We start from the raw sequence: 22,721 nt of genomic DNA, 5'->3' as shown, positions 1-22,721 counted from the left end.
AAAGGGTATTTATCTGTAAAGGGTATTTATCTGTAAGGAATATAGTAGAGAGTCATTCTCTAATAGAGAGTCATCTCTGTAGAGAGCTGTCTCTCTCAATCTCTTTTTTATTAGGGCGTCTTTTTTCTGCTTTTTTAACTGACAGCCAGATGAGCTAGCAGAGGGACTTCTGTTTTTCTGTAATTTTAAAACGGTTTCCGGCAAGGAAAATATTTTCTCCATTCCGGGGGTATTTTTTCAGCATCTCTTCAGTATATTTTCTTTCATTTGCGGTCTCTGTTTTTCGATTGTTTTTCTTACCTGACCGGCTGGTTCGGGCCCCACGCGGCGCAGGGTGAAAAAACTGAAATTTTCCTCATGGATTCCGGAATATATCCATCAATTAATCAGGGGCTACTTTTTCAGATAAGAAGAAGTGCGATAAAGCCGCTTAAGAAAATCCCATCAAATGTACCCGCCCCTCCTATGCTTGCAACAGGAGCTCCCAGCTTCTTGATTTTTCCCAGATTAAGCAGGTCAGCTCCTATAAGGGTCCCAAGCACTCCTCCCGTATAAGCAATGATAACACGGCAAGGTTCAACAGGGCAGTCAGATATCTGGATTACCGAAGTAAGCAGGATTGCAGTAAGGGCAGCTGTCAGGGGCGGGACCAGGGCCGGAGTTGCAATTCCTATTCCCCTAATCGGCTTCGCTACGGAATAGGTTATGGCTGCAACAACTGCTACACCAATTCCTGCAAGAAAGAGGGAAGAAGGGAATTGTGCAAGAAGATAAGCAGAAATCAGGACCGGTATAACTGCCCCTCCTACGTTGATAGCAAGTACCGTTTCATTTCTAACAATCTGCCGGATAGGAATCCGGTAGGAAATCCCAAAGACTTTTATATAACTTTCCTTGACGACCGGGATTTCAGACCTCAGAGTTGTCAGCGGGATATTGATCCCGCTTCCAAGGAGGGATAGGAGCAGGATTAAGAGTGCGTCTTCTGCAGAAAATCCTATTTTCATGAAGGCAGATACAATAATTCCCAGAAACAGAGACCCAAGCCCAAAGATCAGAATGAGAATCAAAAGGAAAAGGAATTTCAGGCTGAAAGGCATGTAGAAGATCTGCCTGCTCATGGAATTACTCTCTGTTCTCCGGTTTTCTGCATATTAAGAGATATGTATATTCTCTTTATTAATGAGTATCCATCTTCATTCGAGTTTCCATACCTGCACCGGAGAGCTCTAATAAACAGGTAGTTAAAAACAGGTATTTAAACAGGCAGTTAATTAACAGGTATTTTAAAACAGGTAGTTAAAAACAGGTATTTAAAAACAGGCAGTTAATTAACAGGTATTTAAAAACAAGCAGTTAATTAACAGGCAGCTAAACATTTTCCCTGCATTCCAGGTCAGATGTATCTGGTAGCAGGCTGTAAGGATTCTATGCAGATGGTTTCTTTTGCATCTTTGTATACTCTGAGAACTCCGCCTGACTCTGATACTGTAACTGAGATTGCTACCGTATCCCTGCTGATGGCGGCTGCTGAGACATGCCGTCCTCCCAGCCCTTTATCAATATCAATATTTTTCCCATCCACGTCAAGGTATCGTCCTGCTGCATGGATAATGCCCGTCTCATCTATCACAAAAACTCCGTCAAGCTGGGCAAATTCCTTTATGGATTCCCAGTTTTTTTTGTCAAGGACGTTTCTGTGGATTTCCTCATGGCCTGCATAAGGGTTAAGGATTATCTGATGAGAGCGTTTCAGAACTTCTTCGGAATCGCCTACAATAAAAGCAGCTCCTATTTTTTTTCCTTCCCTGCCCGTGAGGGCGATATCAAAAGCAATCTTCAGAACCGCATTCATGACTTCAGGCCTGACCCTCTCTTCACATTCTTTCATTGCTTTTATCAGAGGGTTTTCATCGAGGCTATGGACTATAATAGAGCTGGAACCGCGAGTTTCGACAACACCGACAACAATCCCGCCTTTGGGCCCCTCAAGCACGTACTCTATGGCTGCAGCATGCTGCAGGTGGTCAAAGTTACCCGAAGCTTCCCGGTTGAGCTGGTCGCTGAGTTCTTTTACAGGACTTTTTCCTTCTTTGCCGGTTGCTACGAGGTGATCGATTATACTTTTCGGGCGCATGGAGATATAATACACCGGAACTCCTCCGGTCTCGATTCCCTCAAAGCTCAGATCTCCTGAGACCATAATTGCGGCAGCATTAAGTTCATGGGAAATACGGGCTGCCGCTTCTGCAATTATACGTGCTCTGTCCATGTCGTCCACCCCTTTTTTATTTTTACGCAACTATATTTGCAGTCCTGCTTCTCTGCTCTGAGGTTAGTTTATATTCTGCTGTTTGATTTTTAAGTTAATTATTATTTCTTCGAGCTAATATCATTTCCATAGGTTCACATTAGTTCTCAGAGTTAACATTACCGGTAATTGAATACGTAACAGGCCTGTTTACCGTGTAGTGTAATATTTGATATATTATAATTGTTCTGTGATTGCTCCTATTTTTCCTCTTTTCTCTGTTATTTTTCTCCTCAACTCTCGCTATTCATTTTTCTCACCTTTTTTAAATGTAGTCCGGATCACTAGGGTTTACAATTTTTCTGGAAATGTCATCCTGAATTTGTTTTTTCTGAACGGTAAAGTGATAGAAACATTTTTCTGGTTATTTTTTCTAATTTATATGGTGAAAGCTTTGATCAGGACATTTATAGCAGTGGAACTGGACCCGAGTTTCAGGGAAAAAATCCTCCATATCCAGGAGAGATTTTCCGATTTTGACCTTAAGTTTGTTAATCCTGAAATAGTTCACATAACTCTGAAGTTCATCGGTGATATTGAAGAATCAATGGTAAAACCCCTGGCTGAGGCTCTTGATTCTCTTACTTGTGAGCCTTTCGAAGCACAAATTGAAGGCATCGGGGTTTTCCCAAAGCCTTCGAATCCTAAAGTCCTGTGGCTGGGGGCAACAGGAAACTTCGAGACTCTTCATGATGATGTGGAAACCGCCCTGAAACCTTTTAAGTTCAAAGAAGACGGGAGGGCATTTACTGCTCATGCTACCCTTGCCAGGGTAAAATTCCTGAATAAAGATCAAAAAAATGCTTTTGCAGATGCCCTGAAAGAGTTAAAAGATACAAAAATTGGCAGCATGCAGGTAAATAAAGTGCTTCTGAAGAAAAGCACTCTAACACCTGAAGGTCCCATTTATGAGGTCCTGCATACTGTATACCTGGACTGACAGGTCTTCTTGCTCTGGACTGTATAAGTCCTCCATACCCTGATCAGTTCCTTTTGTGTGTCTTAACTACAACATCTCACACTGATCTGACCTCAGCTATAGCTTTCTGCTTCATATTCTTTGAATCCGCTTGAGTACACAAGCCTGCGGTCTTCGGTTATTATAAGGCATTCAACGCCTTCGAGATTTTCTATCATCTCAAGCCCTTCTTCTTCTCCCATCACGAAGACTGCAGTTGCAAAAGCATCGGCGTCAATAGCGTTTCTGGCAATTACCGTGCTGCTAATAAGGCTTTCAGAAGAATATCCTGTTCTCGGGTCCGAGATGTGTGACACTCTTGCCGACTCGTTAAAGTAACGTTCATAGTTTCCGCTTGTTGCTACTGCAATATCGCGAGCTTCAATTGCAGTAACATATTGTTCGCTTCTGTCAGGGTTCTGAAGGCCTACCATCCAGGAAGTGCCATCTGGCTTCTGACCTATGTATCTCCCGTCTCCTCCCGCGTTGACAAAAGCGTTTTCAATCCCGTTTTCCTTCAAAGACTCGATTGCTTTATCAACTGCGTAGCCCTTTGCAATCCCTCCCAGGGCTACTTTCATCCCGGGGTTCAGGCTTGCATTCCCATTTTCTGTGCTTATTTCCGAGTAGTTTACGAGTTTGAGAGTTTCGTTCAGTTCATCTGCAGTTGGAGGTTTCTGTGATCCTTCAGGAAGGAATTTACTCTTCCATAGGTCAAGTACTGGCTGGATGGTAATATCAAAGGCTCCTCCGCTTTTCTCTGAATAGTACTTTGACTGGTTCAGTACGTAGATAAAAGCAGGGTCAGCATTTTCAACTTCTCCTCTGGTATTCAGGATATTAAGCTGGCTGTCTTCTTTTGAAGGGCTCATAAGGGCGTCAATTCTGTATATTTCACTAAAGGCGTCCTCTATAGCCTTCGAAGCTTCGCTGTCATTTGAAGCGTATACAGCTACCGTAACTGTAGTATCCATAGTGCTTCTGGTCTGTTGAAACTCCTTAAGTTCTCTATCCTCTTCAGGTTCAGACTGCACGCAGCCTGATACTAATATGGATATAATCAGTAAAAACGCAAATAGTGTTTTGTATTTTGAATCCATGCTCTATCAATTTTTCCTTCTTGTTTTTTAATTTTGGGTTATTTTTATTATTCTATCCAGATGTTTATTTTACTGGATCGAGGTATAAATGAAATTGAAGGTGAAATTAAATGAAATTGAAGGTGAAATTTGATTTTTATTTACTTTTTTGATTGCTTTTTTATTTTCAATGTTTTTCAGCCAGTTTTTTAACTCTTTCTTCCGATCTATTTTTTTTGTTTTTCTGTGCTGTCTATTTATTGACAATAGGCTTTTGATATTCTTTCATTATATTCTTTAATCATATTTTTCGTTGCTGCATTTTTCCCTGTTCTGTGCGGGACATTCTATAGTTATTCACTTTTATTTACTGGCAATTCACTTTTATTTACTGGTTGATTCATGATTAATGGTTAATGAATAACTAATTATTGATTACTCGGACCATTTTCTACTGCTTTTATATACTCCTCATGTTATTTTATCTGACAGGCTTTTTTCTTTTCTTTGAAGGTTTAATAGGATTCTTTTCACCAGGTGACTTTTGTAGATTCCCTTCCTGATTTTAATGTATAATCATGTATATTTTCTTAGGAAAACTATATATATTAAAAAAGTGTAATTTTTAAATTCTATTACAGACATTTTATATATTTAATTAATATACGTCACGTACTATATATTAAGTATATATTTTTATTACTTTATTAATGTCTGTACAATTCCCTCAAACTTATTTCGAAAGAAATAAGTATTACCTCAAGCAAACATTTTTCGTTGAAGTGGAATTTAGCTTTGTTTTTCGGAGTAAAATGGCTATCTAAAGCAAGGAAAGGAAAAAGCCGGTGATCAAAAAGCCTTCAGGGGAACAAATTATGCCAAAAAGAGCTAGGCTAGCCGTTCATGCCAGTTCCTTCTCGCTTCAGTTTTCCGTTAATTATTTCCTTTTGTGTTTCTGGATTATGCCACTGGAGGCCTGGAAGTGACGGCAGTACACCCCTGGCCGTATACGATCCAGCCGTAAATTATCCTTCAATCTCATTCATTACTCAATATAAGCTTCAAGTTGTTGAAATTTGAACTTTGTTTCTTTCCAAGCATGAACATAACAACGTGAACAAAAAAAGAGAATGTGGTCGTTATGAATAGGTTAAATCTGTTGGTGTCGGGAGTCGCTGTGCTGCTTCTCGTGGCTGCTGGTGCCTATTCTTCTCTTGGATATGCAGGGAATGATCAAATTGCATCCCACTACATGACCAAGGGAGAATGGTCCGATACGGTCTGTGGAGGCTGTCACTTCGATGTCTACGAAAATGTCAATCATTCTTATCATGTACAGGTAGATATGGATCGGTGGTCTCCCCTCACAAATTTTGATCTTGAAACATCCGGAGAAGAGGAATGGGTCAAAGAATTCGGGAAGTACCATCCTGGTGGAGGTCCGCTTGCAGAATATGGTGTTGGCGTTGACTGTATGATGTGCCATGAGCAGTATGGTCTCTACGATTTCGAAGCCCGTGCCGAGAAAATCGAAAAGGGAGAATATGATGATGCAAACAGCGCAGCTATGGCAAAATCCAGCCTTGCTGCAAGGACCAATCCTATACAGTTTTTTGTCTACAACGCTAATCTGCTTACCCCCTACCCTCTGCTGATCGTTTTCCACGACAATGTAAACGGGGCTCCTCAGGAGTCTTCTTGTGCCCAGAAGTGCCACATCACCGATGTAGAACAGAGGGCTGTTATGTGGGGCGATGAAGAATCCTATGCAGAGTCAGACGTCCATGCAGCAAAAGGTGTTGAATGTGCAGAATGTCACCACACTGAAGGTTTCATAATAACCTCTGATCACCAGATCGGACGTGGAAACACTTCTGATTCCCCCGACCTTCCGGAGAGCCACTATGATGATACCATGCGCAGTTGTGACGATGCTGAGTGCCATGCAGGTATATCACACGGTCCATTTGCTGACTCTCACATGGAATTCCTTGCCTGTGAAGCATGTCACATCCCTGAGCTTCCTGGAGGAGATCTGCCGGGTGGCAAGCCACTTGAATCTTTCAGCTGGCAGAATGGAGAACGCGAAGATGTTTACCGGGAAGCAGACTTCCAGCCTGTCCTTGCCTGGCACAACGGAACCTTCGGAGATGTCCTGCCAAGCGTGGATACAAGGAATGACACCGGTGTAATGCTCACCCCGTTCAACAATATTACCGGAACCTGGTGGGACGCAGGTACTAACCCTGAAGTGCTCGCAAACCCGAACACAAGTATCTCCGTTGGAGATCCTATCCCGGTACAGTATGTGAAGGCAGCGGATTCCGACGGCGATGGTAAAGTAACAGTGGACGAAATGCAGGCTTACGATGCCAACGGAGACGGAAAGCCCGATTATCCGAATGCGGTCTTGAGGACTTCGGAACTTTATTATCAGGTCGCACATAGCATCGTCAGCAAAGATGTGGGAATTTCTTCTCCTCTGACCTGCAAGGACTGCCATGGAAGCAAAGCCGTGATTGACTGGACATCTATAGGTTATGTAGAGGATCCGGGAGGAGACTCAGCAGCTGCAAAGAGCATCGCTGTTACCTATCCCAGGCCGAAACCTGTAGAGGTTGAAACGGAGCCTGCACTGTAAGGAGGCGGCAAACCTTGAGTGATGTTATTAGACTTGATAAACTGCCTGAAAAGGCGATTATACCCATGAGGCAGCATGACGGAATTGCTTGTGCTCCTCTGGTTAAGAAAGGCGAAGAGGTTCTCGTCGGCCAGAAGCTGGGGGAATGCGAGGGCAGCGACCTCGCTTATGTCCATTCCCCCTTTTGCGGGACTGTGGAATCAATTGGGTTGATGCCAAACCCCAGCGGAAAGAGAATCCTCAGTGTTGTGCTCACACCTTCAGAGTGTACACAATCGGTTGAGTTCGTTCCTGAAAAGAATGCACCTCCTTCAAGGTTAATTCAGATGATCAAGGAAGCGGGAATTGTTGAGTATTACGAAAAGCCCACATACCTTGCCCTGAAGCCTGGAAAGAGAATCGATACTCTGCTCATGAATGCAACCTTTCCCCTGATTACCCATGCTTACCTGAACTCCCTTGACAAGGTTCTCAAAGGGTTCAGCCTTATGCTTGAAGCAAGTGGGATCTCGAGGGGAGTAATTGTTGTCCGGGCAGATGACAAGGAGTCCATAAAAGCCTTCAAAGGCGCCGTAGTTGATGGAAAACCCCTCACTATTGCCCCGATCATCGGGAAGAGGCACGCTGACTACTACCTTGAAGACATTGACGACCGGATCATCGTGGTTGCAGCAGGCAAAATCACCTATACCCCAACGATGATGAACCTGCTCTCAGCTGATGTGATGGGCAGGAAGATCTCCCTCGGACACGAACCCTCAGATGTGCATGTGGTAGTATGCGGAGTAAAATCTTCCAAAGCAGTATACGATGCCATATATGAAGGTAAGCCTTACCTTGAAAACGCAGTAACGGTCACAGGAGCTGTCAACAAGCCCGGGTCCGTAATTGTCAGGTTCGGAACTCCTATAAAGGACGTAATTGATGCCTGCGGAGGTTACAGGGGTGAACCTGGCAAGCTTATTATTAACGGGTCGATGGGCGGAGTAGCCGTGTATACGGATGAGGCTCCAGTGGTCAAGAACACCACGGGAATTGTCATCCAGACAAAGGAAGAAGTCTTGCGGGATGAATCGATTGCCTGTGTCCATTGTGGGCGCTGTGTGGACGTCTGTCCTGTAAACCTGCTTCCGACCAGAATTGCATCCTATTCGAACCTTGGTAAATATGAGGAATGTGAGCAGCTGTACGCTATGAACTGCATTGAGTGCGGGGCATGTGCGGTAGTCTGTCCCTCAAAAAGACATCTTGTGCAATTGATCAAATACTCAAAGCTTCAGATCCACAACCTGAGTGCTGCTGAAGCTATGGAGGAGGCGACTAAATAAATGGCCTTTACGGTATCCCCACCTCCTCATATAAAGGAAGGTGTATCGGTTAAGAAATTAATGTGGAGCAGATTTATTGTTCTTCTCCCGTTATGTTTAGCTTCGATTTACTTATTTGGATTCCCCGCTCTCGGTAATCTTGTTGCCGGAGTGCTGGGTGCAGTTTTTATCGAACTGGCAATCCAAAAGGCATTCAAACAGAAAGTCACAATCGGTGATGGAAATGCAGTCTATCTGGGACTGCTGATCGCACTGATGGTCCCACCCGCAGTCCCCTTCTGGCTACCCTTTATCGGGGCAGTCTTCGGAGTAGGGGTTGTAAAGCATGCTTTTGGGGGGCTTGGCTCTTATATGTTCAACCCCGCACTGGCTACCTGGGTCTTTTTGAAGCTTTCCTGGCCTTTCCTGATGGTACCTCTCTCAGTTCCCCAGCTTGGTTCTCTCTCGGACCTTATCCTTGAGACAGGAGCCGGGTTCCTGGCAGATGCATCCCCCATTGCGATGATCGGTGTGCTGTACCTCATTGCCAGAAGGTACATTGAGTGGAGAATTCCTCTCATGTATTTACTGACAACTGTGGTGCTTGTGGTTGTGCTCGGAGATCCTCTTTCTTACATCTTTACAGGGTCTTTCCTGCTTGGAGTGTTTTTCATTGCAACGGAAACCTCTACCTCTCCGATAACCCGGAATGGAAGACTTATTTACGGGGTTGCTTGTGGAGTCCTTACAGTAGTTTACGGGTACTTCACTGGAAATTATATCGAGGGGACCTTCTATGGACTGCTGCTTGCAAATGCCATTTCCCCGCTGATCGAACGCTCCACCGTTCCAAAGCCTTTTGGAGGTGTTGAAGCGTGAAAAATACCCCGGCAAACATTATCATAAAAATGATTGTACTTTCAGCGCTCGCGGCTGTACTTCTGGCAGTGACCTTTGTCCCTACCCAGGTGCAGTTGGGAGTACTGCAGGCTGAGCAGGAGAAGCAGGCATTAAAAGCGGTTCTGCCTGCAGCTGCAGACTTTGAACCGGTTTATGGGGACGAGGTAGATGCAGAAGGCAACCCTGTTGTTCTGTACTTCCGTGGAGTTGACTCTTCCGGAAATATCGTCGGGTATGCCTTCCGAAATACTCAACCCGGTGCACAGGGCCTTGTTGAGCTTCTTGGTGGAGTAAGCGCGGACTTCAACACCGTAACAGGAATGGAAGTTATGTCCCACGCCGAAACTCCGGGGCTTGGAGCAAAAATTACGGAACCCGGTTTTAAGTCCCAGTTCATAAATCTGCCAGTGGCTGATCTTAGTTTGTCCAAAGACGGTGGAAAAGTTGATGCCATTTCCGGTGCGACTATTTCAACCGTAACGGTGGTGAATGCTCTGCACTTTGGTATCGATGGTGTAAGAGCTCAGGAAGGGTGATTCATATGGGTGATAATAGGAGTGTAGCAAGTGAATATATGCGAGGAATTACCAAGGACAACCCCATATTTGGCCTCGTGTTAGGGCTCTGCCCTACGCTGGCTGTCACCACTTCCGTTGAAAACGGGATTGGTATGGCTGCAGGGACCTTATTTGTTCTTGTCGGTTCAAATATGCTGGTATCATTACTTAGAAAAGAAATTCCTGACACAGTGAGAATTCCAATAGAACTCATTGTCATAGCTACTTTCGTTTCGATAGTGGATATGGTAATGGAAGCGTTTACGCCTGGTATGTACGCATCTTTAGGTGTGTACATTCCCTTGATCGTGGTGAACTGTATTGTGATCGGACGTGCCGAAGCCTATGCCCTGAAGAATGGAGTCTTTTACTCGATAATTGATGCATTCGGTGTAGGCTCAGGGTTCTTGCTTGTGCTAATGCTTCTTGGAGGTATCAGGGAGCTTCTGGGTACAGGCGGGATCAAGCTCTTTGGAGTCCAGTTAATTGACTTTGTCTCCATGCTGGGGTACAACCCCATAGGTGTTATGACTCTGTCGCCGGGAGCTTTCCTGACCATTGGGGTCCTGATGACTATGGTCAATTACCGCAGGATTTTAAAGGCTATGAAAGGTGATTAAAATGGCAGACGCATCTCTATTTGCGATCTTTATGGATGGCGTGTTTCTTAAGAACTTCCTGGTGGTCCAGTTCCTCGGGCTCTGTTCTTTCGTGGGCGTCACAAAGGACGTAAAAAGCGCATCCGGGATGTCAGGGGCAGTTATCTTCGTTATTACGCTGTCCTCTTTCGTCTCATACCTCCTGTACACGTTCATTCTGGTTCCTTTGAGGCTTGAGTACCTGAACACGATTGCATTCATCATAGTGATTGCAGCGCTTGTGCAGCTGGTAGAGTTTATTGTCCGGAAGCATATGCCCCCTCTGTACAGGTCGCTTGGTATTTACCTGCCTCTGATCTCCACGAACTGTGCAGTGCTCGGTGCTGTGCTGCTTAATGTGATGAACGAATACACCTTCATCCAGAGTATTACTTTCGGGATTGCAGCCGGAGTAGGATATACTGTTGCAATGCTCATCATGTCTTCCATACGTGAGAGGAGTAACGTGCTCTATGTCCCAAAAGCAGTTGGAAGAGGAGTCACATACGCTTTCTTCATTGCGTTGATCATGTCAATGTCCTTTGCTAACTACTTCAAGGTGATTCCACTATGACCGCAGACATTATGACTGTGATCATAAACACCGTTTCGGTGCTTGTAGGGCTCTGTATTGCGGTAGGCGCAATGCTGGTATTTGCCTCCAAGGTCTTTAAAGTGGAAACCAATCCTCTGGTCGATGAGGTCGCTTCCCTTCTCCCCGGAGCCAACTGTGGTGGGTGCGGATTTGCCGGATGTGCTTCCTGTGCCGAAGCAATTGTCCTCAGTGGTGCACCTGTAAACAGCTGCCCGGTCGGAGGATATGACGTTGCAAAACAGATTGGCGCAGTCATGGGACAGGAAGTTTCAGAGTCCGAGAAGGCTTTTCCCTTTGTCCGCTGTCAGGGTGGACAGGCTCACTGTACGACCCTTTATGATTATCAGGGAGTGGAAGGCTGCAAAGCTGCCCTCATGCTCTGTGATTCCAGGAAAGGCTGTACCTACGGCTGTATGGGGCTTGGGACCTGTGTCAGAGCCTGCCCGTTTGACGCCATCTCCATGGGAGAAGACGGTTTCCCGGTTGTGAACAAGAACCTATGTACAAGCTGCGGAAACTGTATTGCATCCTGCCCTAACGGTGTGCTCACCTTTGCCAGGAACTCAGAGAAAGTGCATGTGCTCTGCCGTTCCCATGACAAGGGTAAAGACGTTAAGGCAGTCTGTGAGGTTGGCTGTATCGGCTGTAAGAAATGTGAAAAAGAATGCCCAGCAGGCGCTATCAAGGTCACGGAATTCCTGGCTGAAATCGATCAGGAAAAGTGTACAGCATGTGGAGCCTGTGTTACTATCTGCCCGCAGAAGGCAATCGAGCTCCGGTAATCCGGGCTCGTTTATTTTCTGACAGCCTTTAAAGACTAAAGAGGTGAAAAATATGCCGTACAAAACTTTCCTGGGCTTGCCTGAAAATGTCGTGGCAGCTCTCTGTTACCCTGTAGGTTGGCTCTCAGGCCTGTTCTTCCTGCTCCTTGAGCGCAAGAACAAGTTCGTCCGCTTCCACGCCATGCAGTCGATCCTGCTCTTCCTGCCGTATGTTCTCTTTATCTTCCTTGTGGCATGGATCCCAACGATTGGCTGGGCCATTGCAGACGGTGTTGGAATGCCTGGAATGCTGCTCATCGTGATTCCGATGTACATGGCCTTCAGGGGCTCAAAGTTCAAAATCCCCATCATAGGAAAGATTGCCTACAATTTTGCCTATGGTGAGTAAACAAACAGATTTAACCTGAAAATCCGAATTGCTCTCCCCCAAAAGGGCAATTCGACCTTTTCTTTTTGGCTTCTTTTTGGTTTCTTTTTGGCTTCTTTTCTGGCTTTTTTAGTTTTTCATTCCACAAGGAGAACCCCTACACACATTGTTTTTTCAGGTCTGCAAAACTCAAGCTCGATACCTGCCTTTTCCATAACTTTCTGCAGGTTGACTCCCACGGCTTCCGGGGGAAAACGCCTGAACTCAGGTTTTACGCACTTTTCCAGGTTGCAACTTTCGCATTCGTTGCAGGGGCCGGGCCGGAGCAGGTGGGCATAGATAAAACCTTTCCTGAAAGCTTCCTGTTCCAGCTCGAACATCTTACGGAAGGACTTTTTCTGGAGTTCTCCCCAGGCTTCGAGGATATCCTGCACATCTGCAGTATCGTGTTCTTCCACAAGGAGGAGCGCATCTCTGTATTCTGAAAGGATCTTCCTGAATTCTTCAATGGAATGGATGTGGGGAGGACAGCTAAGCCTCTCTCCATAGTTCCGGCAGCCGTGGGCACATTTCAGGGCTATCCGGTTCTCCACCACAAGATCTCCTGATTCCAGGGGGTAGACTTTAAGTCCCGGGCTTGAAGCCTTTTCAATTAAAATGTGTAAATTCTCGGGCAATTAAATCCCTCTCATCTAAATCCTTTTACTATCAGTCCCTCTAACTCTTTAATACTCTAATGAATTCCTCTCATCTCTAATTTAAGACAGTCGTTTTGCACAAAAAATACATTCGCAACCGGAAGTCTCTTTCAATAAACTTTCGTTTTCTCTTATATTCAGGGCGTTTTGTTTTAAACCCTAATATCCTTTTATTCTTGCCTTCTTATTTATCCCCGTTCCAGAGTTTTGACTTATGAGGGTTCTCCTGTTTCGAAATGCGGTCGGCATGCCTTATATATCGCAAACATTCGAAAGTTTAAATATTATCTTCTCTAATTAAGGTGTAAACATTAATGGAGGACTCTAAGATTAAAGAAGAGATCTGGATTGAAAAATACAGGCCGGTCAGGCTTAATCAGGTAGCAGGGCAGGACGATATAATCGAGCGCCTGATGTCTTATGTGGCAACTAAAAACCTTCCTCACCTCCTCTTTTCCGGGCCTCCCGGTGTCGGGAAAACAGCTTCTGCAGTTTCAATTGCAAGGGAGATTTTCGGGGAAGAGTTATGGCGAGAAAATTTTACCGAACTCAATGCTTCCGATGAAAGGGGTATTGATATCGTTAGAAACAAGATTAAAAACTTTGCAAAAACCGCCCCTATAGGAGGAGCTCCGTTCAAGATCATTTTCCTTGATGAAGCCGATGCCCTTACCTCGGATGCGCAGTCTGCACTCCGCAGGACCATGGAAAGATTCAGCAGCAACTGCCGTTTTATTCTCTCATGTAACTATTCCTCCAAGATCATCGAGCCTATTCAGTCCAGGTGTGCAGTTTACAGGTTCAGGCGACTTTCCGATGAAGCCATTAAAAAACGTCTTGAATACATTGCTAAAGACCAGGTTTTATCCATTACCGAAGGCGGGTATGAAGCTCTGATTTATGTAGCTCAGGGAGACATGCGAAAAGCTGTCAATTCTCTTCAAGCTGCTGTCTTCATTGATACGGAAAAGCCTATTTCCAGGGAAACTATTTACAGGACTACGGCAACTGCAAACCCTGAAGAGATAAAGGACCTGATCGAGACTGCCCTGCGTGGAAACTTCAGGGCTGCCAGAAAAGAGCTTAACAGGCTGCTCTATGAAGAAGGGCTTTCCGGAGAAGACATCGTGGGACAGATCTACAGGGTGGTTTCTGAAATGGATAACCTTATGGTTCTGGATCTCGGGCTTTCGGAAAGGGATATTGTCGCACTTGTGGATATCATCGGGGAGACTGATTTCAGGCTAACCGAAGGAGCCAGTGAAAAAATCCAGCTGGAAGCCTTACTTGCACATTTTGCTCTTTCAAGAGAAGACTGAGGCTTCAGAAATCCTGATAAACAGATTTGCCGCAAGCTCTTAATCGGGGATACCCTGCTATATGGTTTCCTGAGTTAGCTGGCAGATTAACAGGTCTTGCCGCAAGCTCTACATCCAGATCTCTGAACGGCAGAAAAAGGCTGACTGAAGCGAGCCTTTTTCTCTCAAAAGATTATAGTTATCACTCCTGATCATCATGTCTGTTGAAAATTTATTGGTCGAAATGCTGGGGTCTGTACCCCATTGGCTTGCAGTAATGGTTATAGGGGCTCTTCCGATCTCCGAACTGAGGGGCGCAATTCCTGTTGCCATGGGCATCTATGGAATGGGGCCTCTTGAGGCTTATGTCCTTTCGGTGCTTGGAAACCTTATTCCTGTGGTCCCCCTTCTGCTTTTCCTTGAGCCAGTCTCCGGGTACCTGAGGCGTTACCACATCTTCGATGTCTTTTTCACGTGGCTCTTTTCAAGGACCCGACGAAACCACACTGAAAACTTTGAAAAATACGGACTCCTTGCCCTGACCCTCTTCGTTGCCGTGCCTCTGCCAGTTACCGGAGCCTGGACAGGCTGTGCAGCCGCGTTTGTGTTCGGGATCAAGTTCAAGCATTCACTGCCAGCAATCGCTGCAGGGGTAATGATAGCAGGAGCCATTGTAACTATACTCACGATGACGGGCATGGGCCTGGCTGACCTTATTTTCGGAGTTTGACCCTGACAGGCTCTTCGAAATCTTCATATACCTTAAAAATATCAAATATATCATAGACAGAACAAATATAAATTTCTCTTTATATTTGCAGCCAGTCTCGCTTTTACAGCTTCTTATGCGGTATATTTCCCGTTGTCTGGCAATTATCTGGAATTTTTTGAGGTGATTTTTAATGGCAAAGGCAGATAAGAAAAACAAAAAAATAGTTCAGTCCGAAAAATGTATTGGGTGCGGCATCTGTTATTCCGTTTGCCCTGTGAACGCGAAACTAATGAAAAGCGATGATTTTGATCCTGAGACTGCTGAACTTGCAATCCGGATCATCGACGGGATGGCAATTATCAGTGACGAAGTCTGCATCCGCTGCGGAGCCTGCTCAAAGATTTGCCCTGTGGAATCTCTCACTATAGTTGAGCTTGAATCCGCGACTGCATAATAAGGATAACAGTAAAAATAGGAAAAATGCTGTTTTTCAGCATTTTGTCTTTTTAGTTATTTTTTATCCCTAAAAGCGGGATTCGAATTATTGAACCGGTATTTCAGAACGCTGGCAATCCGATTTCTTCCAATACTTTTTGTAGTATTGCCCATTTAAGTTGATGCTAAATGGGTTGAAGCTGGGTGCTTACACCCTCCTAATCTGCGATTGCCTGCCAGGAATATCTCTTTTTATTTACAGCATTTCTGTTGCCAGTTTTATATCTTCAGCCTTCACGGTTTTTCTGCCGGCGTGCTCTGCAAGTTTTATAGCTTCTTTTGAAATCTGAAGCCCATATTCTTCCAGGATTTCCGTAAGGGCCATTCCTGCACTTTCGCTTACTCTGTGGGCACCTGCTGTCCTTATTAAACGCTCAATTGGTGCAAACGGTATAACTTTTGCTGCCATATTATCCTCCAGGTTCTTTTTGTTAATATAAATTCCTTCTAATCTCTGATTTTGTAATCAGATTCTATAAATACCTTTGCTTATATCGGGGTTTTCTTCACTTCTTATTCAGCCTTTAATGCTCTTTTTCCCCTTTATTTACTTTGTAAAGCCCATTTACCTCTTTTTTTCTTTCAAACTATTTTTATAATCATTCTCTTATGCCCGTAAATTCTTGGAAGTCTTTTAAACTTGTTATTCAATGAACTTTTATTCCAATCATTTTATTCGGAATCTCTTTTTCGAAATCTTGATATTAGATTATTCGAATCTAGTCACACATGCTCTTACAGGAACTCCTTGACCTAGATGAAGAGATCTACTTTGTAGAAGAAAGTTATACCACACAGAGAACTCCTGAGCGTACGCTCCAGTATCTTAACGGAGTCCGAAACTTTCCTGGCGCGGAAAGCATTCGGCTTATAAGGGTCAGGGAGGGGGAACACACGGTTGGATTGCTGTTTTTCAATCCTGCAGATGGAAACGTTCCTGTAGATTTCTGGTCAGTATTTACCGGAGCCCTTGCGTCGGCTTCCCTGAAAACCAGATTTGAAGCCCTTGCAGACTCCATTCTTGCCCTACACCCTCCTGAAAAGGATATTGAACTTCCTCCCGAAACCTGGCGGAACGCAATAAATGAATACTACTCCCTTATGCTTGTTAGCCGGAACTTCTGTCCGAGCTGCTCTGTGAGACCTGAGTCCTATAAAAGTGTTTTTTCTGAAAATCGTGTAAAGAGAGTCACCGAAATTTTTGAGCTTCTCCGAAAAAAAGGCTATTACCCCGAAGGCAGGCTCCTTGAGGTTTGCTGTGGAAACGGGATGTCAACGCTCGCACTCTACAGGCTCGGGTTGGACCCTCTGGCAATAGAAATCAATAAGTGTACTGTCTGTCAGGGGCTCGAGCAGCAGGTCCTGAACCCTCAAAGGGCTGTGGTTATGGATGCAACAGCCATTTCAAGATACTTTGAGCCCGGCAGTTTTGATGCCGTAATGGGCTTCATGCTGGGGCTTGTCTATGAATTTAACAAGGAGCTCTGGACCGGCATTATGAGAGAGGCTGTCTCGGTTGCAGCTGATGGGGCTGTCCTGCTCTTTACCGTAAGCAGCAAACCAGAGATTGAAATTCTCGCCGATACTCTCCTTAAGGCAGGGGTCGAAGGGGAAATCGTGGACAACACGGATTCAGAAGGTACTTATGACCAGTGGCTCTTTGTCGGGCGAAAGTAAAAAAGTGTATTTTCCAGACAATGAGCTTTCTTTTGTATTCTTCTCTTTTTCTTTTGTTTTATCCTCTTTTTCTTTTGTTTTCTTCTCTTCTCTTTTTCTTTTGTTTTATCCTCTTTTTCCTTCTTTTTTCCACCAGGGTTAGGAGTTCTCCTATTATTGTATTATAGTTGTTTTTCTGATCCGGGAGCTTCTTTTTGAGATGAGTACTCCCTAATGTTAACGGCAGCGAAAAGTATTTACTTGTTAACAATGGTATTATTAAAAATATTCCTATCGACGCAAGACACGTTGAGTTTTGCGTGCGTATCTTGTAATATTAATTTTCTCCTGCTACATTATGCGGTACCGGAGATTCGGTTATATTATACCGAATTAACCCCTCTCCAGGCAAATTGCAGGCTACTGCACATGCTACTGCACATGATAGCTACCAGGAGACTTATATGCTTTGACCGATCCGAATCAAAAAACAAGTTCCTATCTATACTCCGGAAATTCCAGATTAATCTCTCTGGAAAAGTCACGGATGAGTATATTTCAATAAATTCTGTTTTTTGATTCGATTTAAGAGGCTCATCCATGCGTGTAAAAATTACTGAAACCGTCCTCCGGGATGCACACCAGTCCCTCCTGGCAACCAGGATGCGGACAAGGGACATGCTCGAAGTGGTTGAACAACTGGACCAGATTGGGTATTTTTCTCTCGAGATGTGGGGAGGTGCCACCTTCGACACCTGTATTCGCTACCTTAATGAAGATCCTTGGCAGCGCCTCAGGGACCTCAAGAAAAAGATGGTCAACACAGATGCTCAGATGCTGCTCCGCGGCCAGAACCTTGTAGGGTACAGGCACTATTCAGACGACGTTGTTGAAAAGTTCGTCACCAAAGCCTATGAAAACGGCATTGACATTTTCCGGGTTTTCGATGCGGTCAATGATGTCCGGAATATGGAACTTTCTATCAAAGTGGCAAAAGGCCTGGGAGCCCACGTACAGGGTACGGTCTGCTACACCATAAGCCCTGTTCATACAGTAGAAAAATATGTGGAGCTTGCAAAACAGCTTGAAGAGCTGGAATGTGACTCCCTCTGTATCAAAGATATGGCAGGACTTCTCTCTCCCAATGATGCCACCCGGATAATCAGTGCCATGAAAAAAGAGATCTCTATCCCAATTTCTCTACACTGCCACTGCACTTCGGGAATGGCCCCGATGAGTTATATGGCAGCCTGTAATGTTGGGGTGGATGTTCTGGACACTGCACTCTCTCCTCTGGCATGGGGGACATCCCAGCCGCCTACCGAGACCGTTGTTGCAGCTCTTAAGGGAACTCCGTATGATACAGGTCTTGACCTTGGAGCCTTTGAAGAGGTTGTCAGGTATTTCAAAGACCTGAAGGACAAGTACCGGGGGATTCTTGACCCCATTTCCGAACAAATCGACACCAATGTCCTTATCTATCAAATCCCTGGAGGCATGCTCTCTAACCTAGTTTCCCAGTTAAAAGAGCAGAATGCCCTTGACAAGTATGCGGCTGTGCTTGACGAGATGCCGAAAGTCAGAAAAGAGCTCGGGTATCCGCCTCTTGTTACTCCTACAAGCCAGATTGTAGGCACGCAGGCTGTGCTCAATGTGCTAATGGGAGAACGTTACAAGGTCATTCCTAAAGAGGTAAAGGATTATGTACGCGGGCTCTACGGGCGCTCTCCTGCCCCAATCAGCCCTGAAATTGTCGGAAAAATCATAGGCGACGAAGAGCCGATTCACTGCCGCCCTGCAGACCTCCTCAAGCCTGAATATGAGAAGAGGAGAAAAGAAGCAGAGGAAATGGGTATTGCAAAATCCGAAGAAGATATCCTTACATACATCCTTTATCCGGCAATTGCTCCGAAGTTCCTGAAAGGGGAAATGGAAGAAGAATCCCTGGCAGTTATTGCTCCTGCCCCTGTAGTTCCTCAGGAGTACACAATGCCTACCCACTTCAAGGTCGAGGTAGATGACGAGGTCTACGAAGTCAAGATCGAGCCTCTAGGTGGGGTTTCCATCTCCGAGGCATCTCCTAAAAAGCCAAGCGCTGAATCCATTAAAGGAGGAGTTTCCAGCTCAATGCAGGGTATGGTGCTTTCCATAAAGGTTAAGGTTGAAGATGTCGTGAAGGAAGGAGATACGGTTGCTGTCATCGAGGCTATGAAGATGGAAAACACGGTCCATGCTCCACATTCGGGAACCGTCAAGGAAATTTTTGTTTCCGAAGGAGATACGGTTACTCCTGGTGACATAATACTGTCAATCGAATGAATTGAGCAAGGTGGAATGTATTATGTTCAAAAAAGTACTTGTTGCAAACCGCGGTGAAATCGCAATCAGGGTCATGCGTGCCTGCAGGGAGCTCGGAATTTCCACTGTAGCTGTCTGTTCGGAGGCTGACAAAAATGCCCTATTTGCCAAGTATGCCGACGAGGCCTATCTGATAGGCCCTGCCCCTGCCAGCCAGAGTTACCTGAACATGGAAGCTATCATCGCAGTTGCAAAAAACACCGGAGCCAATGCAATCCATCCTGGCTACGGTTTTCTTTCTGAAAACCCTGTCTTTGCAAAACGCTGTGAAGAAGAGGGTATTATCTTCATAGGTCCTCCGAGCCATGTGATTGCGGAAATGGGAAGTAAAATCAGGGCAAGAAATCTGATGATGAAAGCCGGAGTCCCTGTAGTTCCGGGAACAAAAGATGCAGTTGAGGACGTTACCGAAGCCCTTGAGGTGGCTGAGAAGATCGGTTACCCCGTCCTTATCAAAGCGTCTGCAGGCGGCGGCGGAATAGGGATGAAAGTCGTTAATTCCAGGGAAGAGCTTGCAACAGCCCTGAGTTCCACGCGGCAGATGGCAGGTTCGGCTTTCGGGGATTCTTCGGTATTTATTGAAAAATACGTAGAAGAGCCCAGGCACATAGAGATCCAGATCCTTGCCGACTCTTTTGGTAATACGGTTTATCTTTCGGACAGGGAATGTTCCATCCAGAGAAGGCACCAGAAGCTGATTGAAGAGGCTCCTTCTCCTATCATGACTCCCGAACTAAGGGAGCAGATGGGCGGGGCTGCCGTGAGGGTGGCAAAAGCAATAGGTTATGTAAACGCAGGAACCGTCGAGTTCCTTTACTCTAAAGGGAACTTTTATTTCCTTGAAGTCAATACCCGCCTGCAGGTGGAACATGGAATCACCGAAATGGTCACAGGGGTCGATATTGTAAGGGAACAGCTCAGGATTGCCTGGGGTGAAAAGCTCGAGCTTGAGCAGGAAGATATCGTTATTGACGGCCATGCTATCGAATGCAGGATCAACGCTGAAGACCCCTTAAACGACTTTGCCCCTTCGCCAGGAAAGATCCGTAGATACCGTTCTGCCGGAGGCCCTGGAGTAAGGGTGGATAGCGGTGTACATACTGGGTATACAATTTCCCCTTATTACGATTCCATGATTTCCAAGCTCTGCGTCTGGTCAAGAAAAAGAGAGGATGCCATTGCCAGGATGGAAAGGGCTCTTTACGAATACGTGGTCGTGGGAGTCAAAACCAATATTCCCTTCCATAAAGCTGTCATGAGGAATCCTGCATTTCGCAGAGGCGATATGACAACCGGTTTTATCGAAGAGCAGAATATCCTTGAAGCTGTGGAAGAGGTCGTTAAGGCCGATAATGAAAAAGGGGCTACTCTGGCTTCGGCTCTGGAGGCAAAGGACAAGAAGGTCGCAGCGATCACGGCTGCTGTGCATGCATATGTTAATATGGCCCAGAAAACACAGCGGTGACTAGTTTACTCTCCGGAAAACTGTAATGAGAAATTCCGGTCTGTTTGATATGATGCATATGTTTGGACTAAGACAATATATACGGCGGAACGTATACATTTGTATGGGGTGCGCGGATGGGAGATAAACGATCTCGAATTATTAAGGCACTTAAGGATGCACAGAAAACCCCTGTTTCTGGGGAAGAACTGGGACTCAAGCTTGGAATTTCCAGGACTATGGTATGGAAATACATCAAATCCCTTCAGGCGGACGGATATGAAATAGAATCATCTCCCAAGAGGGGTTATGTCCTGAAATCAGTGCCTCAACTCCTGTACCCTGATGAGATCCAGATGGGACTCAAAACAACTCTTCTGGGACAGAAGATTCATTACTTCGAGGAAGTTAGCTCCACTAACAGTGTCGCTAAAGAAATTGCAGCTTCCGAAGAAGAAGGAGCCCTTGTTATCGCTGAGATACAGAAGGGAGGCAGGGGCCGCATGGGCAGGGAATGGGTCTCACCCCATGGTGGGATCTGGATGTCTGTGATCCTGAAGCCCGGGATTCCTCTCAGGCACGCCTCAAGGCTGACTCTTGTTGCCGGGCTTGCAGTTGCAAATGTAATCCGCAATATGGGCCTTGATGCCCGCATCAAGTGGCCAAACGATGTCCGTATCAATGGAAAGAAAGTCTGCGGGATCCTTACCGAAGCAAAGGCTGAAGTGGATAGAGTGGACTATGTCGTTCTCGGGATAGGAATCAATGTAAATATGGATTTAAAGGATATTCCCGAGTCTTTCCGTGCAGGTTCTACCACTCTGAAAGTCGAGCTTGGAAGACATCTAAGAAGAGTTTCGTTCCTGCAGGATTTCCTCTTTGAGCTTGAGCAACAGTATATAAGCTTCAAGACCCAGCCTTTTTCCCAGATACTCAATGATTGGCTTGCACTCTCGGATACGATTGGTAGAGATGTAAAGGTCACCACACCTTCCAGGATTATAGAAGGCAAAGCTGTTGGAGTAACTCCTGACGGAGCACTTATAATCAGAAAGGCAGATGATACTCAGGAAGAAATTATTGCAGGTAGATGCATTTATGCGCGCCCCAAATAAACATGGAAGAAAAAGCAGGGAAGGAGCAAATCTCCTGCCTGCACTTTTTTTCTCCCTTCTGGTCTTTTTTTTCTTTTCAATTCTCTTCTGTGCAGTACTTCCTGTTCCGGCTGGTGCAGATGAGGGGAAGCTTCCTATTATTTTAATTGACGGGGACGAGATTTATGTGCGGTCAGGAGACTACTACACATTCTTACAGGATTATCAGATTTACGTAAAAGGTGCTGATACTGAGGGCAGCAAGGTATGGATCGAACTTAGCAGGGAAGGAGTTTTCCTTGAAGACGCTATTGTCAGTGAGGGCAGCACTTTTGTATATTCTAATAACTCTACAGAGATTTTGAACCTCACAGTGGACACCATCTATGCCGGGGCAAATGGAGTACTGGTAAGGTTCTCTCCAGTGTATCAACACCTCAACTCCAGGCTTCCCATGCCCCAGAAACCCGAAACTCCTCCTGCCGGTAACTTTGATAACAATTCTTCTATCCCTCCTTTGTTTGAAAACCAGGCAGAAGGTTTTGATCTGCCCCTTTTTCTTCTGGGTATTGGAGCCGTTTTTTTGGTAACTGGCTTTTTTGCAGGAATATATAAGAAGAAATGATTTATGAAAAAGTGGTTTGTTGAGTGAGTTTTAAACATGTTTTAAAAATAAGAGTCTTACTTAAAAATAAGAGTCTTACTTAAAAATAAGAGTCTTACTTAAAAATATAGCCCCCTCTTTACTTCGTTACTCAGAGAAAGCTTGTAATTCCTTCCTTTCTTTAATGCCGTAATTTACAGTTATCCCCACTAAAAGTACAGCTAAAG

At 45.1% G+C, this 22,721-nt stretch carries 22 protein-coding genes; 17 read left to right on the top strand and 5 right to left on the bottom strand.

The window, feature by feature from the left end:
* Nucleotides 1–401: 401 nt before the first annotated feature.
* The gene (locus EO98_RS03710) at nucleotides 402–1,121 is read right to left on the bottom strand and encodes a DUF1614 domain-containing protein (protein WP_048141447.1); all 720 of its coding nucleotides are present in this window, start codon (nucleotides 1,119–1,121) and stop codon (nucleotides 402–404) included.
* A gap of 275 nt (nucleotides 1,122–1,396) precedes the next feature.
* Nucleotides 1,397–2,272, bottom strand: a complete 876-nt coding sequence (locus EO98_RS03705; protein WP_048141445.1) for a diadenylate cyclase — start codon at nucleotides 2,270–2,272, stop codon at nucleotides 1,397–1,399.
* A gap of 421 nt (nucleotides 2,273–2,693) precedes the next feature.
* On the opposite strand from EO98_RS03705, the gene thpR reads away from it, so the two are divergent.
* Complete coding sequence (gene thpR / locus EO98_RS03700) at nucleotides 2,694–3,251, top strand: RNA 2',3'-cyclic phosphodiesterase (RefSeq protein WP_082098464.1); 558 nt, start codon at nucleotides 2,694–2,696, stop codon at nucleotides 3,249–3,251.
* A 92-nt stretch (nucleotides 3,252–3,343) separates the two neighbouring features.
* On the opposite strand, the gene EO98_RS03695 is transcribed toward thpR, so the two are convergent.
* Nucleotides 3,344–4,369 (bottom strand): FAD:protein FMN transferase, encoded by a 1,026-nt coding sequence (locus EO98_RS03695; protein WP_048141443.1) that lies wholly within the window; start codon nucleotides 4,367–4,369, stop codon nucleotides 3,344–3,346.
* A 1,141-nt stretch (nucleotides 4,370–5,510) separates the two neighbouring features.
* Between EO98_RS03695 and mmcA the strand changes: the two genes are divergently transcribed.
* The 8 genes from mmcA to EO98_RS03655 are packed head-to-tail and all read left to right on the top strand — an operon-like array spanning nucleotide 5,511 to nucleotide 12,156.
* Entirely contained in the window at nucleotides 5,511–6,989 is a 1,479-nt protein-coding gene (mmcA, locus tag EO98_RS03690) for a methanogenesis multiheme c-type cytochrome (RefSeq protein ID WP_235283673.1), read from the top strand.
* Nucleotides 6,990–7,003: 14 nt separating this feature from the next.
* Complete coding sequence (gene rnfC / locus EO98_RS03685) at nucleotides 7,004–8,317, top strand: Rnf electron transport complex subunit RnfC (RefSeq protein WP_048141439.1); 1,314 nt, start codon at nucleotides 7,004–7,006, stop codon at nucleotides 8,315–8,317.
* Nucleotides 8,318–9,175 carry an Rnf electron transport complex subunit RnfD gene (rnfD, locus tag EO98_RS03680; RefSeq protein ID WP_048136268.1) on the top strand — a complete coding sequence of 286 codons (858 nt, stop codon included), beginning with the start codon at nucleotides 8,318–8,320 and terminating at the stop codon, nucleotides 9,173–9,175. It abuts the gene before it with no gap.
* Nucleotides 9,172–9,732 carry an Rnf electron transport complex subunit RnfG gene (rnfG, locus tag EO98_RS03675; RefSeq protein ID WP_235283665.1) on the top strand — a complete coding sequence of 187 codons (561 nt, stop codon included), beginning with the start codon at nucleotides 9,172–9,174 and terminating at the stop codon, nucleotides 9,730–9,732. The genes rnfD and rnfG overlap by 4 nt, the downstream gene beginning before the upstream one ends.
* A 5-nt stretch (nucleotides 9,733–9,737) precedes the next feature.
* Nucleotides 9,738–10,373, top strand: a complete 636-nt coding sequence (gene rnfE, locus EO98_RS03670) for an Rnf electron transport complex subunit RnfE (protein ID WP_048136270.1) — start codon at nucleotides 9,738–9,740, stop codon at nucleotides 10,371–10,373.
* A 1-nt stretch (nucleotide 10,374) separates the two neighbouring features.
* Complete coding sequence (gene rnfA / locus EO98_RS03665; protein WP_048136272.1) at nucleotides 10,375–10,965, top strand: Rnf electron transport complex subunit RnfA; 591 nt, start codon at nucleotides 10,375–10,377, stop codon at nucleotides 10,963–10,965.
* Entirely contained in the window at nucleotides 10,962–11,768 is an 807-nt protein-coding gene (locus EO98_RS03660; protein ID WP_048136274.1) for a Fe-S cluster domain-containing protein, read from the top strand. The genes rnfA and EO98_RS03660 overlap by 4 nt, the downstream gene beginning before the upstream one ends.
* Nucleotides 11,769–11,820: 52 nt before the next feature.
* Nucleotides 11,821–12,156 carry a DUF4870 domain-containing protein gene (locus tag EO98_RS03655; protein WP_048141437.1) on the top strand — a complete coding sequence of 112 codons (336 nt, stop codon included), beginning with the start codon at nucleotides 11,821–11,823 and terminating at the stop codon, nucleotides 12,154–12,156.
* Nucleotides 12,157–12,272: 116 nt separating this feature from the next.
* Here the strand turns inward: EO98_RS03655 and EO98_RS03650 are convergent, their stop codons facing one another.
* Nucleotides 12,273–12,812, bottom strand: a complete 540-nt coding sequence (locus EO98_RS03650) for a DUF2284 domain-containing protein (protein ID WP_048141435.1) — start codon at nucleotides 12,810–12,812, stop codon at nucleotides 12,273–12,275.
* A gap of 335 nt (nucleotides 12,813–13,147) precedes the next feature.
* On the opposite strand from EO98_RS03650, the gene EO98_RS03645 reads away from it, so the two are divergent.
* The 3 genes from EO98_RS03645 to EO98_RS03635 all read left to right on the top strand — a co-directional run bounded on the left by EO98_RS03645 (nucleotide 13,148) and on the right by EO98_RS03635 (nucleotide 15,297).
* Nucleotides 13,148–14,152 (top strand): replication factor C small subunit, encoded by a 1,005-nt coding sequence (locus EO98_RS03645; protein ID WP_048141434.1) that lies wholly within the window; start codon nucleotides 13,148–13,150, stop codon nucleotides 14,150–14,152.
* A gap of 196 nt (nucleotides 14,153–14,348) precedes the next feature.
* The gene (locus tag EO98_RS03640; protein ID WP_048141432.1) at nucleotides 14,349–14,861 is read left to right on the top strand and encodes a small multi-drug export protein; all 513 of its coding nucleotides are present in this window, start codon (nucleotides 14,349–14,351) and stop codon (nucleotides 14,859–14,861) included.
* A 172-nt stretch (nucleotides 14,862–15,033) separates the two neighbouring features.
* Entirely contained in the window at nucleotides 15,034–15,297 is a 264-nt protein-coding gene (locus EO98_RS03635) for a 4Fe-4S binding protein (RefSeq protein ID WP_048136288.1), read from the top strand.
* Nucleotides 15,298–15,534: 237 nt separating this feature from the next.
* Here EO98_RS03635 and EO98_RS03630 read toward each other — a convergent pair whose 3' ends face one another.
* Complete coding sequence (locus EO98_RS03630) at nucleotides 15,535–15,747, bottom strand: histone family protein (protein ID WP_048136291.1); 213 nt, start codon at nucleotides 15,745–15,747, stop codon at nucleotides 15,535–15,537.
* Between the two features lie 320 nt (nucleotides 15,748–16,067).
* Here EO98_RS03630 and EO98_RS03625 point away from each other — a divergent pair, with 320 nt between their 5' ends.
* The 5 genes from EO98_RS03625 to EO98_RS03600 all read left to right on the top strand — a co-directional run bounded on the left by EO98_RS03625 (nucleotide 16,068) and on the right by EO98_RS03600 (nucleotide 22,515).
* Nucleotides 16,068–17,015 carry a class I SAM-dependent methyltransferase gene (locus EO98_RS03625; protein WP_048141431.1) on the top strand — a complete coding sequence of 316 codons (948 nt, stop codon included), beginning with the start codon at nucleotides 16,068–16,070 and terminating at the stop codon, nucleotides 17,013–17,015.
* A gap of 579 nt (nucleotides 17,016–17,594) precedes the next feature.
* On the top strand, nucleotides 17,595–19,313 hold the full coding sequence (gene oadA / locus EO98_RS03615; protein WP_048141426.1) for a sodium-extruding oxaloacetate decarboxylase subunit alpha: 1,719 nt from the start codon (nucleotides 17,595–17,597) through the stop codon (nucleotides 19,311–19,313).
* A gap of 22 nt (nucleotides 19,314–19,335) precedes the next feature.
* Nucleotides 19,336–20,817, top strand: a complete 1,482-nt coding sequence (locus tag EO98_RS03610) for an acetyl-CoA carboxylase biotin carboxylase subunit (RefSeq protein ID WP_048141424.1) — start codon at nucleotides 19,336–19,338, stop codon at nucleotides 20,815–20,817.
* A gap of 116 nt (nucleotides 20,818–20,933) precedes the next feature.
* Entirely contained in the window at nucleotides 20,934–21,911 is a 978-nt protein-coding gene (locus tag EO98_RS03605) for a biotin--[acetyl-CoA-carboxylase] ligase (RefSeq protein ID WP_048136301.1), read from the top strand.
* Nucleotides 21,895–22,515, top strand: a complete 621-nt coding sequence (locus tag EO98_RS03600; protein ID WP_048141422.1) for an S-layer protein domain-containing protein — start codon at nucleotides 21,895–21,897, stop codon at nucleotides 22,513–22,515. The genes EO98_RS03605 and EO98_RS03600 overlap by 17 nt, the downstream gene beginning before the upstream one ends.
* Nucleotides 22,516–22,721 lie beyond the last annotated feature (206 nt).

The sequence above is a fragment of the Methanosarcina sp. 2.H.T.1A.6 genome (assembly GCF_000979455.1).
Lineage (GTDB): Archaea > Halobacteriota > Methanosarcinia > Methanosarcinales > Methanosarcinaceae > Methanosarcina.
Note: the sequence above shows the minus strand (reverse complement) of the source record. Positions and strands in the feature narration are given on the sequence as shown.

Bases quoted from the DNA above. Each gene is read 5' to 3' on its own strand.
- rnfA (WP_048136272.1), top strand. From the start codon at position 10,375: ATGGCAGACGCATCTCTATTTGCGATCTTTATGGATGGCGTGTTTCTT.
- EO98_RS03630 (WP_048136291.1), bottom strand. From the start codon at position 15,747: ATGGCAGCAAAAGTTATACCGTTTGCACCAATTGAGCGTTTAATAAGG.
- EO98_RS03655 (WP_048141437.1), top strand. From the start codon at position 11,821: ATGCCGTACAAAACTTTCCTGGGCTTGCCTGAAAATGTCGTGGCAGCT.
- EO98_RS03610 (WP_048141424.1), top strand. From the start codon at position 19,336: ATGTTCAAAAAAGTACTTGTTGCAAACCGCGGTGAAATCGCAATCAGG.
- EO98_RS03640 (WP_048141432.1), top strand. From the start codon at position 14,349: ATGTCTGTTGAAAATTTATTGGTCGAAATGCTGGGGTCTGTACCCCAT.
- EO98_RS03645 (WP_048141434.1), top strand. From the start codon at position 13,148: ATGGAGGACTCTAAGATTAAAGAAGAGATCTGGATTGAAAAATACAGG.
- rnfD (WP_048136268.1), top strand. From the start codon at position 8,318: ATGGCCTTTACGGTATCCCCACCTCCTCATATAAAGGAAGGTGTATCG.
- EO98_RS03605 (WP_048136301.1), top strand. From the start codon at position 20,934: ATGGGAGATAAACGATCTCGAATTATTAAGGCACTTAAGGATGCACAG.
- EO98_RS03695 (WP_048141443.1), bottom strand. From the start codon at position 4,369: ATGGATTCAAAATACAAAACACTATTTGCGTTTTTACTGATTATATCC.
- EO98_RS03625 (WP_048141431.1), top strand. From the start codon at position 16,068: ATGCTCTTACAGGAACTCCTTGACCTAGATGAAGAGATCTACTTTGTA.
- EO98_RS03600 (WP_048141422.1), top strand. From the start codon at position 21,895: ATGCGCGCCCCAAATAAACATGGAAGAAAAAGCAGGGAAGGAGCAAAT.
- EO98_RS03705 (WP_048141445.1), bottom strand. From the start codon at position 2,272: ATGGACAGAGCACGTATAATTGCAGAAGCGGCAGCCCGTATTTCCCAT.
- EO98_RS03635 (WP_048136288.1), top strand. From the start codon at position 15,034: ATGGCAAAGGCAGATAAGAAAAACAAAAAAATAGTTCAGTCCGAAAAA.
- rnfE (WP_048136270.1), top strand. From the start codon at position 9,738: ATGGGTGATAATAGGAGTGTAGCAAGTGAATATATGCGAGGAATTACC.
- thpR (WP_082098464.1), top strand. From the start codon at position 2,694: ATGGTGAAAGCTTTGATCAGGACATTTATAGCAGTGGAACTGGACCCG.
- oadA (WP_048141426.1), top strand. From the start codon at position 17,595: ATGCGTGTAAAAATTACTGAAACCGTCCTCCGGGATGCACACCAGTCC.
- EO98_RS03660 (WP_048136274.1), top strand. From the start codon at position 10,962: ATGACCGCAGACATTATGACTGTGATCATAAACACCGTTTCGGTGCTT.
- EO98_RS03710 (WP_048141447.1), bottom strand. From the start codon at position 1,121: ATGAGCAGGCAGATCTTCTACATGCCTTTCAGCCTGAAATTCCTTTTC.